We start from the raw sequence: 15,810 nt of genomic DNA, 5'->3' as shown, positions 1-15,810 counted from the left end.
GATCAGTACCCGGCCCGGCGAGCGCCTGTGGGCCATCAGGCCGGTGAGGTCAGAACGTGCCGCTGATGGGGATCTCGATGTCCGCCTGCGCGATCGCCGGGGGGTACTTCCCGTCGAACCGGTCATAGTGCTGGAGCGTAAACCAGTCGATGAAGCCGTACTCCTTGATTTCGTCGTCCGGGTCGAGACCGAAGTGGTCGTAGGAGTGGAAGACGAGCTTGCCGGAGAACGAGTTGCCCTCGACCTTGTAGTCCTTGAGCGCGATCGTGTGGCCGTGGAACTGGTGGATCGCGATGGAGAGGGCGCGCTGGTTGGCGTCCCAGAGCGAGAAGTCGTACACCGGGTACTTCACGTCCTGGCGGAGGAACTCCTGGAAGAGGAAGTTCTTGGAGAGGTCCTCCTGGACCTTGAGGTGATCGGTGCGGCCCTGGTTGTCGATGAGGGACTGCCGGATGATCTGGCCGGCCTTGTCGGTGTACGTCTTCTCCTGTGGTGAGGCGCCGACGGCGCGGGAGAGAGCCGTGCCGGAGCCGCGGTAGAGGTAGCGGCCGGGGTCGAAGTTGTCGTCGACGGTGACCGTGCCCGCGCTCTGGCCGCCGCGGCCGTAGCGGAAGGCGTCGCGGAGGTCGTCGACGGACCGGGCGTAGTCGGCGTCGGCGCCGAGCTTGCCGAAGTTCATGATGTCGTTGAACTCGGCCCACATCAGGAACTCGGGTGTGATGCGGGCGACCCAGAACTCCCACCCGAGGTCGGTGAGTTCGTCGAAGTCGTAGTCGTTGAAGGTGAGGTCGTCGGCGACGCGCGGGTCGGCCGGGACGGGCGGGTGCTGGGGGTCGGGGGCCTTGCGGCGGCCCTCGCGGAAGGACGACTGGTGGATCAGCATGTCGGCCGGGGGCGGTTCGACCGGGTCACCCGGGTCCGTGTCGTCGGCGGGGCCGTCGGAGAGGGTCCGCTTGCCGGGGGCCTCGGGGCCTGCCTTGTCGAAGACGCGGCTGTCGAGGACGACGTACTTGGCGGAGCCGGCCGTGCCGGTGGCCGTGATCGTGCTGCCGCTGCGCTGCTGGCCCGGTTGCCTGACGAGGTGGCGGGCCTTCTCGTCGTAGCGGTAGAGGACCGGTGCCGTGCCCTCCGTACGGTCGGGGTCGAGGCGGAAGATGAGCCTTGCGGCGTCGTCCGCGGGGGCGGAGACCTGGAAGCCGTTGACGAGGTAGCCCGGAGTGGACGCCGGGAACTCCCGCTGCTCCGCAGGGAGCCTGGTGACCTGGAAGCCGCCGACCTGCTTGGGGCGCAGGCCCTCGAGGGTGACCTCGACGGCGGCGGTGCCGCCGTCCGCGCGGCGGGTCACGTCGAAGGCGGAGTTCTTGGCGCGGGGGGAGGCGTCGAGCTTCATCTCCTCGCCGTCCTGGACGCCGTCGCCGTCGGTGTCGGCCTTGGTGGGCTCGGTGCGCAGCTTCAGCTCGCGGGCGTCCGCGAGGCCGTCCTGGTCGGTGTCGGCGCGGGTGGGTGTGGTGCGGAGGCCGAGCTCGCGGACGGCTGTGAGGCCGTCCTTGTCGGGGTCCTCGGCGCCGTCCTTGGTGCCGTCGCCGTCGGTGTCGGCCTTGAGCGGGCTGCTGAAGCGGTAGCCGAGTTCGGCGAAGTCGGAGAGGCCGTCACCGTCGGTGTCCTCGGACTTGGGGTCGAGCTTGGCGCGCACCTCCAGGTCGTCGGGGAGGCGGTCGCCGTCGGTGTCCTCCGTCGGTGAGATGCCGTGCTGGGCGAAGGAGGCCCAGGTCGGGGTGTCGACCTGGGCGCCGGGCTCGGCGCGGTACCAGACGGTCTCGGTCCTGCCCGGCTGGAGGGTGTTCGTGGGGCCGACGCCCTGGAGCGTCGTGTGCGCGTCCTGGGGGGCGGCGAGCTTCGCGGCGGAGGTGTCCGTGATGCGGTCGGAGAGCTCGAAGGTCAGCGACCATCTGGAGACGGGATGGTCGGAGACGTTCTCGAACTGGAGCCGGGCGACGTACGAGCCCTCCGTCGCTCTCCCGCGGAGGGCGGCCGGGACCTGGCTCCATGCCGCGTCGCCGGGGGCGACCTGGCGGTAGGAGACGTCGACCGTGTTGTCGCGGTAGAGCGTCGCCCCGTCCGTGGCCGCGCCGTCGCCGGAGGTTCCCGCGGCGGCGGGCACGGCTGCGCCGAGGAAGAGGAGTAAGGCCGCGCCCAGGGGCACGGCGGCGCTTCTGTTCATGGGGCCTCCCATGTCTGAAGCCATGTCCGAAGACATGCCTGTTGTCTCGAAACTGCTGTTTCAATCACGGCAGTTCGGGATCGAACGGGGAAGCTAACACGCGTGGGTGATGGGCCCCAAGGTGTAATAGAGGCGAGATTGAGACGTTTGGGGAAGGCCGTCCGTCGTTCGTCAGTGAGCCTCTCGTTTTGGAGCCGGCTGGCCACGAGGACCCCGTACCTGCCGAAGACGGCGAGGCCGTGAGCCAGGTCCGGAACGATCAGCCGGCGGCCACGGTGATCATGGACTGTCCGGCAGGAGGCTGCCGTTTCCCTGCCGACTGGTGGGTGTTCACCCGCCGTGCGGCTGGAGCTGCCGCTGGTCGGGCGGCCGGGGTCGATCGGGGCTTTAGGGTCGGGTCGGCAGGGGGGGACGGCATGAGCGAAGGCGAGGCGGTACCCGGCGCTCACCTGCATGTCGTTCGTGATCGCGGGTATGGCGCTGGGCCGCCTCGACCTGTCCTCCGGCACCGTCCGGCGGCGCCTGGCCGCAGTCGGCGCCTCCCTCACCGTGGCTGCGTACGGCATGTCCTTGCTGCTCGCCGGCGGGAACGCGCTGAGGAGCACGGCGGAGGACGGGTCGTCGTCCGGCGGCTCCGGTTCGATGCCGCCCGGCAGCGGTTCGATGCCTCTCGACGGCGGGTCGTTCCCCGACCGGCCGGTGTCGTCGCTCCTGTCGGCCGGACCGCACAGCGGCACCACGTTCGACATCATCGGCAGTGTCGGAGTCGCGATCCTCGTGATCGTGGGCGCGACGGTGCTGATGGACCGTCTGCCGCGACTGCGGCGCCTCGCGAAGCCGGTCATCGCGGTGGGCACCATGTCCCTCACCGCCTACGTCGGCCACTTCGTCGCCCAGTCCGTGCTGTCCACGCCCGCCGGGACCAGCACGCAGCAGTCATGGTTGCCGCTGATCATGTACGTCCTCGGTGCGATCGTGTTCGCCACGACCTGGTCCCGCTTCTTCCGCCGCGGCCCCCTGGAGTACCTGCTCAACGCCGCCACCAAGCCGGCGCGGCACATCCGTTGACACCAGGCCGGGGTGGGACGCCCTCCCGTCCCACCCCGGCCCGGGCCGCTCATGGTCCCCGGGTCACGTCGTGCGGGGCCCTGACTCCCGCGTGAGTCGGGAGACCAGTTCGAGCCAGCCGTCCTCCAGCCGTCGCAGCGGGACGTCGCACTGGCTGTTCAGGTGCCGCAGAAGGGCCGGCTCGAGATAGCCCAGCAGGGCGTGGCTGAGCAGTTCTGCGTCTGCTTCCGGTGCGGCCAGGCTGAGCAGGGCGCTGATCCGCTCGTGATACAGGCGTCGCGGTGCGCGCTGGTAGCGCTGGTCGGGGGAGGGCTCGGCCGCGATGTGCAGCTCCATCTCCTCGGCGTAACGCCGTATCGCGGCCACCCCGAAGGCGTGAAGCCGGTCGATGGCCTGGTCACGGCCGTCTTCCGGGTTCAGGCCGCTGAGGTGAGCGGCGCGGAACGTCTCCTCGGAGCGCTGCAGCAGGGCCTGCAGCAGACCGGTGCGGTCGCCGAACCGGCGAAAGACCGTGCCCTTGCCGACGCCCGCCGCGATGGCCACCGCCTCCATGGTGAGGTGCTGCAGTCCGCGCTCGCGCACTATCCGTGCCGCGGCGTTCAGCAGCCGGGCGTGATTGCGTGCCGCGTCCACGCGCAGGGGTCTGCTGTCCTCGCGAGGTGAGCGGGGCGGTGACCCTTCGCTCTGAGCGCTGCCCGCCGTGCCCGGACCGGAGCAGGGGTGCGCCGGGGGAGCGGTTTGTCGGTGCGGTGCCGTGTGTGTGATCGTCTCGACGAGATCGAGGGCAAGGCCCGCGGTGTGCAGCGCGGCCGCGTCGGGTTTCTCGATCTGCGGCAGCAGGTCGGCCAGCAGGGTGAGGAAGCGCCCGCCGTTGTCGTGGATGGCCGCCATCGAGCCTTCCCACAGCGCGGCCCGGACGCTGACCGCGGTGAGCGACCCGGTCCCGGCGGCCGACCGCGCGAGCAGCTCGGCCAGACGATGCTCGAGGCCGGTCGGCTGCCATGTGCCGTGGCGGAAGTCCCGTATCAGTGCCGCGAGTTCTCCGGCGTTGTCGAGGGGGGAGTGCGCCCGAGGGTGGGGCGCATCAGGGGTGGTGGGCATGCGGAACGCTCCCGGGCGGGTACGGGGGTGCGGGCACCGTGGGCATGGGTGTGGTCAGCCGGTGGCGGTCGGGTGAGTCAGGGCGGTGCGTCGGGCGCGACCGTGTGGACCTTCGGCCGCGTGCGCGGCGGTGAGGCTGTGGCCCGCGGCACCGGGGAGGCGCTCTGCGGCTGCAGGAACGCCACCCCGGCCGGGCGGCCTGGCCCCGAGATCAGTCGCCGGGAAGCAGGACGGTCTCGTCGCCTTCGAACCAGGCGTTGTCGATCGTCAGCCGGCTGATGCGCCAGGTGCTTCCCTCGCGCGTCAGGTCCGCGTCGTAGCGGTTCATCATCAGCGCGTGGCGGGTCCGGTCCGGCTTGGGGCCTTCCCCCGGCAGGTAGTGCTGGGCCATGGCGTAGCAGTTCACGTGGGCGGTGTCGCCGTCCACGGTGGCGCGGATGTTGCTGATCACGTGGCTGGTGTCGAGCGGGCCGACCGCCGGGATGAGCGCTCCCACGACGGTGTCGCGCGGCTTGAGCGCGGGGAAGTCGAGGCCGATCTTGCTCGTGGCCGGTGTCAGGTCGACCATGGCGTCCTCGGTCAGGGACGAGGCGAGCAGCTCGGCGTCGCCGTGGTCGAGTCCGGCCGTGTAGCGGTGCAGTGCGTCGGCGATCGCGGCCTGGTCGGTCAGCAGTTGCAGCCTGTCGTCGGACATCGGGCGCTCCTCGGGGGGAATGTTGTGGTTCAGGCGGAAGAGGTTGTCGGGGTCGAAACGCGTCTTGATGCCGCGGAGCCTGCGGTAGTCGGCTTCGTCGTAGGCCGCGCGCACGTCGGAGGCGCTGGTGTCCTGGGCGGCCATGAAGTTCAGATACCGTCCGCCGGTGGACCAGGGGCGCATGCGCTGCACAAGCCCGTCGGCGTAGGCGTTCATCGTGATGAAGGCATCGGGTGCTCCGACGCCCACGATCCAGAGTGCGAACGCGGCGTCCCGGTGTCCGACGGCGTTGTCCGCGTCCCGGGCCAGGGCACCGCCGAGGTGACGCAACTCGACGAAGTGCACCGGGCAGTTGGCCGTCGGGCCCGCTGCGGCCAGGATCTCCTCGACGGCCTCGGCGGGCAGTGAGTGCAGCATCGCGGTGCGTTCCATGAACGGTGCCGGGTCCACCGGGTCGTTGTGGATCTGGGCGAAGGACGCGTACGGCATCGGCCCCAGAGTGTCCGCGAGGACGGGCGCGGCCGCCCGCAGCGGCGCGACCAGCCGGGTGGCCTCGTCTTCCGGGCCGAGGTAGGAGATGCGCACGTGCACGGCGAACCGGTCGGCGAGGAAGGGGGGTACGCCGGGCAGGGCCGGCAGGCGCAGCAGGGCGATCGACGAGCTCAGTTCATCCGGGGCCCCGGCCGTGACCTGCGCGTAGGCGTGCAGGACGGCTCGTGCGTCGGCACCGTCGAAGAAGAGGCCGCCCGCCCACAGCTGCTGTGCCGGGAAGAGGGCGAACTCCATGGCGGTGACGACTCCGAAGTTGCTCTTGCCGCCGCGCAGCGCCCAGAACAGGTCGGGTTCCGACGTGGCGTCGACATGGCGCAACTCGCCGTCGGCTGTCACGACCTCCAGGGAGGTGACGTGGTCAGCCGCCCAGCCGTGCGCACGGCCCATGGTGGGGCTCAGACCTCCGCCGAGGGTGTAGCCGATGACTCCGACGAGCGGTGAGGAGCCGTTGAGCGGGGCCAGCCCGAACGGGGTCGCCGCGTCTATCACTTGCTGCCAGCGGGCTCCGGCCGTCACGCGGGCGGTGCGGGCTGCCGGGTCGATGCTGACCTGCGCCATGCGGTGCGTGGTGATGAGGACCGCGTCGTCGGCCGGGACGGTCGCCTGGTGCCCGGTGGCCATGACGGCCACCGGCAGCCGCTGCTGGGCGGCGAAGCGAACGGCGAGCTGCACGTCGGCGCTGTCGGCGGCCCCGACGACGAGGCGAGGGTGGTGGGTCACGGCAAGGTTGAAGGGCGCGCACTCCGCGGCGAACCCTTCGTCCTCCGGTCCGAGTACGGGGCCGGTGATCTGCGCTGCCAGAGCGGCGCGGGTGTGTGAATCGAGCATGCGTGTATTGCATCGAGCCGCTGTCGACGTGGCGTCGATGGCGTGTCGACAGGCCGTTTCGCAAGGCCGTCTCGCACGCGGCGCAGGTCGTCATGCGCACGACTCTCACCCGGGTGTGGTGCGCGGCCCGTGCGGGTGCCTCGCCTCGCGCGGCCGCTGCGCGGATCAGGGCAGCGAGAGCGACACCATGTCCCCGAGAGCGTCCGGAAGATCAGTGATCTGGTCCAGTACCGCGCGCAGATCCTCTTCGCTGACCGTGGTCTCGCCGGTCAGGCAGTGGCGCAGCAGCCGGTGCAGCGCCTGCTGGCAGTGCTCGTGTCCCAGCCCGTTGAGGGCCTGGCGCCGCGCGAACGCCTTGACGAGCCCGAGGAAGTGGTAGTCGCCGTTCCCGCCGGCCTCGACCACGTGCGCGTCGACGAGGGCTTCCATGACGGCCGTGGCTTCGTTGAGGGGCAGGTCGAGCAAGGCCGCGGCCATGGCGGCGTCCAGCCGGCCGCAGTCGGGAACGGCGGCGAGATGGAAGGCGTTGCGGTGGAAGGTGTCCATGCGCGCCTGGGCCTCACGGAACGGTTTGTCGACGATCTTGCAGTCCTCGTGCATGACGACCGGCTGGCGCAGATCGTCCTCGAGTTGGGCCAGGATCCGGTCGATCGTCCACGACGGCCGGGCATCCAGCCGGGCGGCCGCCACGTGCACCGAGAGCGGCTGGTAGGAGCAGGCCTGCACCAGGCGACCGGCCGCGTCCCGCTCCGCGAACACCCGCCGCGTCCCGGAGATGGCGGCGAGCAGTTCCAGCGCGTCCTGGGGCTGCAGAACGCCGAGGCGCAACCAGGGGATGCCGGGCAGGTCGATGATGCGGCGCGCACTGGTCATGACGACGGCACAGCCAGGGGAGGCCGGCAGCAGGGGACGCACCTGCTCACCGCTGGACACCGCGTCCAGGACGATCAGCAGACGGCGGCCGGACACCGTCGTACGCCACAGCGCGGCCCGTTCGTCCAGCGATTCCGGCAGCCGGGACACCCCGACCGCACGCAGGAACTGGCCGAGCACCTCCAGCGGGCCGACCGGATCCTTGAAGCCGCCGAGGTCGGCGAAGAGCTGCCCATCGGGGAAGAGATGCCTCTGGGTGTGTGCGACGTGGACGACGAGCGCCGTCTTGCCCATCCCGCCCAGGCCGGTGATGCCGACGACCGGAGCGTGCGCGGCATCGCGCAGCAGCGAGGACAGTTCCGCGATCTCCGCCCGCCGCCCGGTGAACACGGCCAAGTCCGCCGGGAGTTGAGCCGGAACCGGCGCGGGCGCGAGGGGCGAGGACAGCTCACGGCCCGCACCGGCGGGCGCTTCCTCGTCCTCGCGCAGGATGCGGTCGTGCAGGGAGCGAAGGGAGGGCCCGGGGTCCACGCCCAGTTCTTCGCGCAGCAGCCGCCGTGTGTGCTGGAAGGCGGCCAGGGCCTCGGCCCGGCGGCCGGCCCGGAACAACGAGAGCATGAGCTGCTCGTGCAGCCGTTCCCGCAGCGGGTGCTCCACCGCGGCCGCCCGTATCTCGGACGTCAGGTCGGAGTGTCCGCCGACCTCCAGTTCCAGATCGAACACCTCCTCCAGGGCGGCCAGCCGCAGCTCCTCCAGCCGGTCACGCTCGAGCTCGAAGAAGGGGCCCCGGACACCTGCCAGGGCCGGGCCCTGCCACGTGCCGAGGGCCTGACGCAAAAGGTCGGCGGCACGCGCCGCGGCGCCGGCGCGCCGTGCCCGGTGCGCCTGGGCGGTCAGCTCCCGGAACCTCCTCAAGTCGTACGTCCCGTCGCGAACCGTGAGCCGGTAGCCACTGCCCGTCGATTCGATGACCGCCGTGTCGCCGAGAATCGGGCGCAGACGATAGACGTAGGTGCGTACGGTGCCCCGAGCGCCGCGCGGCCCGTGCTCACCCCACAGGGCCTCCACGATCGCCTCGGTCTCCACCGGGCGCCCTTCATGCAGGAGCAGCAGCGCGAGCAGTCCACGCTGCTGGGGGGACCCGAGGTCGACCTCCTCGTCGCGGCGCCATGCACGAACAGGACCAAGAACCGCAAGACGCATCACGCGACCGCACCCTTCTTTCTCATGCGTGCCCCGTTCCGGCCCGGCCGATGAGGCCACCGCGCGGAGCAGTCCGCCAATCCCTGCATTCAGGTCCGACCGGTATTCAGGTCCGACCTGCATTCAGGTCCGTCCCCGGCTGGACCACCCCACACCGGCGCGCCCGACCTCGCAGCATGGCCGGGCAGCAGGGCCAGTATCCATGCCCGCGGTCGTACCGGGGCCATCGCGCTTCCGCACGCGGAAGGGCGATGGCCCGTTGCCCGACCGTGCTCACCTGGCACCACCGCTCGGCAGGGCGGACACCACGGTCAGGTCCACCCCCGAAGCCGTCACGCGGCCGAGGAGGCGAGCGCTTCCCTCACGGCGGCGAGACCGGCGGCATGCGGGACGATGGGCCGGTATCCCAGCTCGGCCACGGCTTTGTCGGTGCGCAACGTGCACGACTGTCCGACGAACCACCGAGCGGGTACCGGCACCACCTTCGCCGCGGTCTCGGCGTCCATGTCGGGGATGGCCGCGTCGACGCCGTAGAGCGAGAAGACCGTCTCCAGGAAGTCCCGCAGGACGACCCGGTGCTGGTCGGTGACGAAGTACGCCTGACCCGGCCGGCCGTGCCGCCATCCGAGGATCAAGCCCTCGACGGCGTTGTCCACGTACGTCACGTCGGTGGTGTACCGGCCGCCGTCGATCCAGGCGAACTGCCCGGCCTTCGCCGCAGCGGCCAGGCCCTCCGTCAGGCTGCTGTCAGGACCCCAGACGAACCGCGGCCGTATGGAGACGGTGGTGAAGCCCGGGGCGTCGGCGTCCAGCACGATCTGCTCGGAGATGGCCTTCACCGCGCAGTAGTCGGCTTCGGAGTCCGGCCGCAGCGGTGCGGTCTCGTCCACGTCCAGCAGCGGTTCGCCGGCCAGGAGCGCGGCCTCGCTGCCGCAGTGGACGAACGTGGCGACCCCCGCGGCACGGGCTGCTTCCACAGCCGCTCGGGTGCCCCCGACCGTCACCCGCTCCTGGCGCTTGCGGTCGGCGGTGATGTCCGTCTCGGCCGCGAGGTGGAACAGCACCTCACTGCCGGCCACCGCGTCCTGCCAGCCGGCCGGCTCCGTCAGCTCGCCCTGCACCGGCTGCGCGCCGAGGGCCGCGACCTTGTCGGCCGACGCCGGGCTGCGGACCAGTGCGCGGACCGTATGACCGTCGCTGACAAGGCGACGGATCAGAGCCCGTCCGATGAAACCCGAACCACCCGTGACGAATGCCTGTGACATGGGAGCCTTCTCTCTCGTATAAGACGCTCTCCCGCTCGCTGCGGGCGGGAAGCCATGTGATGTTCAGCGATCACGGGTTGCCCGCTGTTCCCTCGAATTCATTCATAAATGAACGGCTATCCAAAGATTTTTTGGATACCTCATCCGCCCTGCGGTCACTCGCCCGTGACCACGACGCCTTCGTCGAGCTGGGTCTGCACGCTGCGGGGGACCCGTACTCCGCGACGGCGCAGCCCCGCGATGAACCGCGCGACGAGCGGATCGGGCTCGGCGGAGGTCACCGCCATCAGTTGCCTGGTCCACCGCGGTGAGAACGCGCGGACCGCGCCCGGAAAGCCCCCGCTGAGCGCACTCACCGGGCAGACCGCGACCCCCAGCCCGGCGGCGGCGAGCTGGGGTGCCGTGGACGTGACGGACGTCCGCATGACCGCCTCCGGATGGACCCCGGCCCGGGCGAAGGACTGGTCGAGCCAAGCTCCCAAGGCGTTGCTCGCCGTGTAGTGCACGAGCGGCGCTCCGTCGAGATCCTGGAGGCGTACGGAAGCCCGCTCGGCCAGCGGGTGGCCGGTGGGCGCGGCCAGCACGATCTCCTCCTCGGCGACGGCCGTGACCCGGAAACGGTCGGACGGAGGGTCCGGCAGCACCGCGACGTCGACGTCGTCGGCCTCGACCAGCCTCAGTGCCTCGTCCATGACGGCGAGCTCATGCAAGGTGATGGCCACTTCCGGGTGGCGCCGGCGCCAGTCGCGGAGCACCGGGGCGAGCAAGGCCACGGTCAGGCTTTGCGCACAGCCGATCCGCAGCGATCCGCCCCCGGCCTCTCCCACCGCCCGAGCCGACCGGACAGCGGCGGCGGCCGCCTCGACCGCCCGCCGGGCGTCAGCGACCGCGACCCGCCCCGCGGCGGTGAGCCGCACCCCCCGTGCCTCACGACGCAGCAGAGCCGTGCGGGCCTCGCGCTCCAGCGAGGCGATCTGGTGGGACACGGCCGGTTGCGAGGAGTGCAGCAGCAAGGCGGCCTGAGTGATCGATCCGGTGTCCGCGACAGCGATGAGGCATTCCAGCGCGCGAAGAGAAGGCATTCGGAAATTCTATGTGAGCCCCATGAGGTATCGATGGGCCGACGAAGGCGGCGCGACGATCAGTCATCCCCTGCTGACGTGGTGGGCGACCGCAGCCCGCTCGCTTCTATGGGGTGGTGGGGGGCGCTGTAAAGGGGTGCGTTGAGGGCTGATCCGGCTTCACGGCGGAAGCTGACGCTTCGTCATGAGGTTGCTGGCGGGCCTGCCGTCCAAACGCGGAGGGTAGTTGATCGTGTGCGTGAGGTCATTCCTCCGGCGGGGGTGCTGGGGGCGCTGGGGGTATTCGGGAGGGAAGACCATGACGATGCCTTGGACGCCGCGGCAGCGAGCAGAGGATCGTCCGTGCGCCCGCCTCGACGTGCCCCCACGACGGTCAGCCGAAGTGACCCACCGGTCCTGAGCGCCTCTGCGACCTCCGACCTCCGCAACCTCCGCGACCCATGAGTTTCAACCAACGGCCGCCCTCAGCAGGAGGCCGATCAACGGTGAAGGAACGAAGATGAGCACTGCTCAAGCGGGAACCGCAGCCGGCGGCGACTCCGCCTCCACGATCAGCACGTTCGCGGGGACCGGTACCGCGGGTGTGCCTAAAGGGGGCAAGGAGTCCGCTCGTTCGGCTCAGCTGAACGGCCCGTACGGCGTCGCGGTCGACCGCGACGGGACCGTGTACATCTCCGAATACAGCGGGCACCGGATCCGGAAGGTCACAACGGACGGCCAGATCAGCACGGTCGCGGGGACGGGAAGCGCGGGACGCGGGGCAGAGGGCGTCCCGGCCGTCTCGGCCCCGCTGCACACCCCGCGCGGACTCCTCGTGGACAGCGCGGGCGACCTCTACATCGCCGATTCCGGCAACAACCGCATCCGGAAGATCACGATGGCCGACGGCAAGATCCACACCGTCGCCGGCACAGGCACCGCGACCTACGGCGGTGACGGCCTCTCCGCCACCGCCGCCCATCTGAACCACCCGATGGGTCTGGCGGTGGACAGCGTCGGCGATCTCTACATCGCCGACTACAACAACCACCGGATCCGGAAGATCACCACGGCCGACGGGAAGATCCACACGGTCGCCGGGACGAGCACCGCCGGCTTATCCCCTGACGGCACCCTCGCCACCGCCGCCCAGCTGAGGAATCCGACGGCGGTGGCGGTGGACAGCGCCGGCGATCTCTACATCGCCGACCACGCCAACCACCGGGTGCGGAAGGTCACGAAGGCCGATCAGAAGATCAGCACGGTCGCCGGCACAGGCGCCACGACGTACGGCGGTGACGGCGGCCAGGCGGCCTCGGCACCCCTGTACTCGCCCATGGCGGTGGTGGTGGACAGCGCCGACACCCTCTACATCGCCGACACCAACAACCACCGGGTCCGCAAGGTCGCAGCGGACGGAACGATCAGCACGGTCGCCGGCACGAGCACCCCGGGCCCCGACGGTGACGGCGGCCCGGCCGTCAAGGCTCAGCTGAAGAGCCCGCACGGGCTCGCCGTGGACTGCGTCGACAACCTCTATATCGCCGACTACGCCAACCACCGGGTGCGGAAGGTCGCGTCGGCGAGGATGACCGGACTGCCCGAGTCGGGCACGGTGGTGTCCTGGGCCAACGTCCGCAGCAAGCTGCGGTTGGCGGTCGTGCGGGAGTCCACCGCGGACGGGGCCGAAGTGCACCAGACCCTCACCGCTCCGCGGGATCACCAGCGGTGGCGGCTGGTCGTGGCCGGCCAGGAGGACGGCGAGGTCCTGTACCGGATCGAGAACCTGCGCAGCGGCAAGGTCATGGAGGTCGTCGGGGCGCAGGAGAGGTGGGGGGCGGTCATCGCTCAGCGCGCTTACGAGGGTGCGGACGCACACCACCAGCAGTGGCGGCTGATCCCGGTGGGCTCGGTGACCGACACCCCGCGCACGTTCGAGATCGTGAACCGCAACAGCGGTCTGCTGCTGCGGGTCGACACCAACGCCCGTGCGGTGATCCGGCAGGACGCGGCGGAGGGTGATCACCGGGCGCGGCAGTGGCAGTTGCTGCCCGTCTGACACGAGAAGGGGGCAGGGGCGCCTCGCCCCTGCCCCCTCTCCCCGTGGAGCTACTCCGACGCGGGTGGCTTCTCCGCGGTGGCCTTGGGTGCCTTGGGCGCCTCCGCCTTGGGTTCTGGCGCCTTGGGGGGTTTGGTGAAGTCGCTCTTCTTCGGCTTGTCCTCCAGGTCCGTGTCCTTCTTCAGGCCGTCGTGCTCCGTCACCGTGGTGCTGGCTTGGTTCATGCCGGCGGACGCCGCGGCCGACACCGAGCCGGCATGGGGTTGCTGGGCCTGGGTGGTGGCTGATGCCTGGGTGGTCCGGATGAAGGAGCCGAGGAAGCCCAGCACGACCCGCGCTTCGGGCGACTCCTCCTGGACGACCTTCGCCCGGGCGGAAGCCCCGTGGATCGCGCGGGGCAGCAGGCTCGTGCTCGTGTCGTCGTAGGTGCCGTCCTCAGCGTCCTCGAACACGTCGAGGTCCGCACTCGGTTCTGCCTTGACCTGCTGGGCGTTCACGGCGAAAAGCCCGGCGCTGTTCTTCGCGAAGTCGAAGATGTTGTCGAACACCATGGTCGTCATCCTCGTCGTGGTCGTGGTCGTGGTCGTGGTGGCGGCGTGCCGCCCGGTCACGGCCCCTTGTAGAGCGCGCGTGGGCTGTGGGTGAGGCTCTCGGCTTCGAACATCGTGTGATGGACGTCCAGGGCGGAGACGACTTCCATTCGCCCTTTGATGCGGAACTGGCCGCCGGCCAGGTCGATGTCGCCGATGTCACGGGCGACGACATGGGCCGATCCCGGAGTTCCGGGCTGCGGGGGAGTCAGAACGGGAACCGGAACGGCGTACTGCACCGCGATGAACCCGGCGAAGGTCACGGGAATCTCATACTCGAAGTGCCTGTGAGCCCGCCGCTGGGTGGCGATGGTCTCCACCCGGGAATCTGCCGGGACCTTCCCGGAAATCTGCGATTTCGAGGTCCAACTGGTCGTCAGGGAGCCACCGACACTGGCCGCGAGGCCCAGAGCCAGTTGCGCGTTGAGCGACGCACTGCCGGTGGCGCTGCCTTGCGTCGTGAACGCCACCGAATTCGTCACCGAGTTCGACGCGGAGTTGCCCGCCGAGTTCGTCGTGGCCGTCTCGGTGGCGTTGGCGTTGTCGACGCCGACACTGTCCTTGCTGTTCTTGTTGGTGACCGTGTTGGCGTTCTTGTTCGCCATGTCGTTCCGCAGCTGCGTTCCGAGCTGAGCTTGGAGATCCATCTTGAGCTGGTTCTGCAACTGCAGTTGCAGTTGTGCGCCGACGCTGCCGCCGAAGGTGAGTTTGGCGTCCCCGTGCAGCGACCACGTCACCCCGTTCGACACGGTGAAGTCGACCGAGTCGGTGAAGGTCATCTCCTGCGCCTGGCTGCGGTTGACGTAGGCGCGCGAGGAGAACGTGTCGGGACGGGGCGGAGTGATGTCGCCCCGCTCCTCGATCAGCGGTTCACCGAGGTTCATGTAAGCGAGCCATCCCAGGTCGAATGCGGAGCCGGCGAACGCCGGGGAGCTCACCTTGTTGATGGAGATGCCGGTGGGGCGGTGCGTCACGCCGCTGTTGTCGGTGTGGACCAGACCGGCGTGGTTCAGCAGGGACGGCAGGTCGACGCCGAGTTCCCGCAGGTTTTTCTTCGTCAGTGGATGCCGCTTGAACCGTTCCAGGTTGTACGCCGTGGAAGGCATTCACCCGTCCTTGACTCATCTGGCCGAAAATAATCGGCGAAAAGGCAACAGGCATCTGCGCACTTTCTTCGGAGCCTGAAGGTATCAGGGTCTGAAAAATCCCGGAAGAGGATTTTTGTCATCGCGCCCGAACGGGTGAATGTGGGGTTGGCGGGGGTCCCAACTCGGCTATGCGGCACGTAAGTTGAAGCGCTGTCGGCCACCCGGTCGATGGCTTCCCGAGATCTCCTTGCACGCATGGATTCCGCGCTCACGAATGCGCCGTGTGTGACGTATGTGATGCGGTTCCTGTTCACGCCCGAAGGAATTGGGTGGAGGAGGTCAGGGGCAGGGGCGATGCCGCCCGGAATCACCGCACGGAGCGCATGACTCATTTTCCGTCACATCCACAAACAGGTGAGGTTCAGCGATGTACACCCAAGAACGCACCACGATGTCGAACCTCGTGGTCGGCGGCCCGGTGGCGGTCAACAGCTACGACAACGCGATCGTGGCCGCGCTGATCGAGAACCGGCCGGTCATGCTCGTCCACGCCTTCAACGGCGGCTATCTGCGCCCGGCCGAGCTGAAGGAGGACAACCACACCAAGGGGGTCAAGCTGACCACCACCCTCGACCCGGCGACCAAGGAGGCCAACGGCCACCTCTGGCACCTCACCCCGGCCGGCTTCTTCGGCCAGCGACCCCTCTACTTCCTCGAAAGCGCCGCAGGCCAGGTGACGCCCAAACCCGCCGGCGCGGGCACCGGCCCGGGCGCCGTGGACGCCGGGCGCGGTGACGACGGCGCGCCCAAGCCGCAGCGCCGGCGCATCACCGTCCACCAGGACGCCCCCAAGCCCACCTTCGACACCCTCCAGGTAGGCCTGCCGGACAAGGTGGGCGACCAGTGGCGCGGGAAGAACGGCGCACCCGAGGACACCCAGCTCTGGGTCGTCACGGTGACACCGTGGGGCGGGATCACGTTCGTGCCGATCACCCACCCCGACGCCATCCTCGGTTTCAAGGACCACACGGTGGCCGCCGACAGCGAGGTGCGCGTCACCTACAACTGGGGCGGTGACTTCACGGGCACGGTCATCAACACCTTCTACCCGCGGCTGCCCAACGAGTGGAACGTCCCCTACCACCACGTCTTCACGTGAGCCGCCACAGCCGACGCGCCGCATCCGCCCCACACCCACGCCCCAACC

At 69.8% G+C, this 15,810-nt stretch carries 10 protein-coding genes and 1 pseudogene; 3 read left to right on the top strand and 8 right to left on the bottom strand.

Translation table 11 applies throughout. The features are described 5' to 3' along the window. Positions 1–49: 49 nt before the first annotated feature. Positions 50–2,221, bottom strand: a complete 2,172-nt coding sequence (locus ACIGAN_RS06670) for a DUF3289 family protein (RefSeq protein ID WP_399855523.1) — start codon at positions 2,219–2,221, stop codon at positions 50–52. A gap of 435 nt (positions 2,222–2,656) precedes the next feature. Between ACIGAN_RS06670 and ACIGAN_RS06665 the strand changes: the two are divergent. Beyond that, positions 2,657–3,289: pseudogene (locus tag ACIGAN_RS06665) on the top strand (DUF418 domain-containing protein); the annotation flags it as partial. 63 nt (positions 3,290–3,352) lie between these two features. Here ACIGAN_RS06665 and ACIGAN_RS06660 read toward each other — a convergent pair. The 5 genes from ACIGAN_RS06660 to ACIGAN_RS06640 form a co-directional block, all read right to left on the bottom strand. Then, positions 3,353–4,390, bottom strand: a complete 1,038-nt coding sequence (locus ACIGAN_RS06660; RefSeq protein WP_399855521.1) for a TetR/AcrR family transcriptional regulator — start codon at positions 4,388–4,390, stop codon at positions 3,353–3,355. A gap of 211 nt (positions 4,391–4,601) precedes the next feature. Beyond that, positions 4,602–6,464 (bottom strand): nuclear transport factor 2 family protein, encoded by a 1,863-nt coding sequence (locus ACIGAN_RS06655; RefSeq protein ID WP_399855519.1) that lies wholly within the window; start codon positions 6,462–6,464, stop codon positions 4,602–4,604. A gap of 165 nt (positions 6,465–6,629) precedes the next feature. Further along, positions 6,630–8,540: an AfsR/SARP family transcriptional regulator gene (locus ACIGAN_RS06650; RefSeq protein ID WP_399856206.1), complete on the bottom strand. Its 1,911-nt coding sequence runs from the start codon at positions 8,538–8,540 to the stop codon at positions 6,630–6,632. A gap of 332 nt (positions 8,541–8,872) precedes the next feature. Next, entirely contained in the window at positions 8,873–9,805 is a 933-nt protein-coding gene (locus ACIGAN_RS06645; RefSeq protein WP_399855517.1) for an NAD-dependent epimerase/dehydratase family protein, read from the bottom strand. A gap of 155 nt (positions 9,806–9,960) precedes the next feature. Further along, on the bottom strand, positions 9,961–10,887 hold the full coding sequence (locus tag ACIGAN_RS06640) for a LysR family transcriptional regulator (protein ID WP_399855515.1): 927 nt from the start codon (positions 10,885–10,887) through the stop codon (positions 9,961–9,963). 499 nt (positions 10,888–11,386) lie between these two features. On the opposite strand from ACIGAN_RS06640, the gene ACIGAN_RS06635 reads away from it, so the two are divergent. Beyond that, positions 11,387–12,925 carry an NHL domain-containing protein gene (locus ACIGAN_RS06635; protein WP_399855512.1) on the top strand — a complete coding sequence of 513 codons (1,539 nt, stop codon included), beginning with the start codon at positions 11,387–11,389 and terminating at the stop codon, positions 12,923–12,925. A 50-nt stretch (positions 12,926–12,975) separates the two neighbouring features. On the opposite strand, the gene ACIGAN_RS06630 is transcribed toward ACIGAN_RS06635, so the two are convergent. Both ACIGAN_RS06630 and ACIGAN_RS06625 read right to left on the bottom strand, forming a co-directional pair. Continuing rightward, on the bottom strand, positions 12,976–13,476 hold the full coding sequence (locus ACIGAN_RS06630; protein WP_399856204.1) for a hypothetical protein: 501 nt from the start codon (positions 13,474–13,476) through the stop codon (positions 12,976–12,978). Positions 13,477–13,532: 56 nt separating this feature from the next. Beyond that, positions 13,533–14,621: a hypothetical protein gene (locus ACIGAN_RS06625; RefSeq protein ID WP_365742732.1), complete on the bottom strand. Its 1,089-nt coding sequence runs from the start codon at positions 14,619–14,621 to the stop codon at positions 13,533–13,535. Positions 14,622–15,030: 409 nt separating this feature from the next. Here ACIGAN_RS06625 and ACIGAN_RS06620 point away from each other — a divergent pair, with 409 nt between their 5' ends. Next, positions 15,031–15,762, top strand: a complete 732-nt coding sequence (locus ACIGAN_RS06620) for a hypothetical protein (protein WP_399855509.1) — start codon at positions 15,031–15,033, stop codon at positions 15,760–15,762. Positions 15,763–15,810: the final 48 nt, after the last annotated feature.

The sequence above is a fragment of the Streptomyces sp. NPDC085931 genome (assembly GCF_044540565.1).
Classification (GTDB): domain Bacteria; phylum Actinomycetota; class Actinomycetes; order Streptomycetales; family Streptomycetaceae; genus Streptomyces.
Note: the sequence above shows the minus strand (reverse complement) of the source record. Positions and strands in the feature narration are given on the sequence as shown.

Bases quoted from the DNA above. Each gene is read 5' to 3' on its own strand.
- ACIGAN_RS06630 (WP_399856204.1), bottom strand. From the start codon at position 13,476: ATGGTGTTCGACAACATCTTCGACTTCGCGAAGAACAGCGCCGGGCTT.
- ACIGAN_RS06645 (WP_399855517.1), bottom strand. From the start codon at position 9,805: ATGTCACAGGCATTCGTCACGGGTGGTTCGGGTTTCATCGGACGGGCT.
- ACIGAN_RS06640 (WP_399855515.1), bottom strand. From the start codon at position 10,887: ATGCCTTCTCTTCGCGCGCTGGAATGCCTCATCGCTGTCGCGGACACC.
- ACIGAN_RS06655 (WP_399855519.1), bottom strand. From the start codon at position 6,464: ATGCTCGATTCACACACCCGCGCCGCTCTGGCAGCGCAGATCACCGGC.
- ACIGAN_RS06670 (WP_399855523.1), bottom strand. From the start codon at position 2,221: ATGAACAGAAGCGCCGCCGTGCCCCTGGGCGCGGCCTTACTCCTCTTC.
- ACIGAN_RS06660 (WP_399855521.1), bottom strand. From the start codon at position 4,390: ATGCCCACCACCCCTGATGCGCCCCACCCTCGGGCGCACTCCCCCCTC.
- ACIGAN_RS06625 (WP_365742732.1), bottom strand. From the start codon at position 14,621: ATGCCTTCCACGGCGTACAACCTGGAACGGTTCAAGCGGCATCCACTG.
- ACIGAN_RS06635 (WP_399855512.1), top strand. From the start codon at position 11,387: ATGAGCACTGCTCAAGCGGGAACCGCAGCCGGCGGCGACTCCGCCTCC.
- ACIGAN_RS06620 (WP_399855509.1), top strand. From the start codon at position 15,031: ATGTACACCCAAGAACGCACCACGATGTCGAACCTCGTGGTCGGCGGC.
- ACIGAN_RS06650 (WP_399856206.1), bottom strand. From the start codon at position 8,540: ATGCGTCTTGCGGTTCTTGGTCCTGTTCGTGCATGGCGCCGCGACGAG.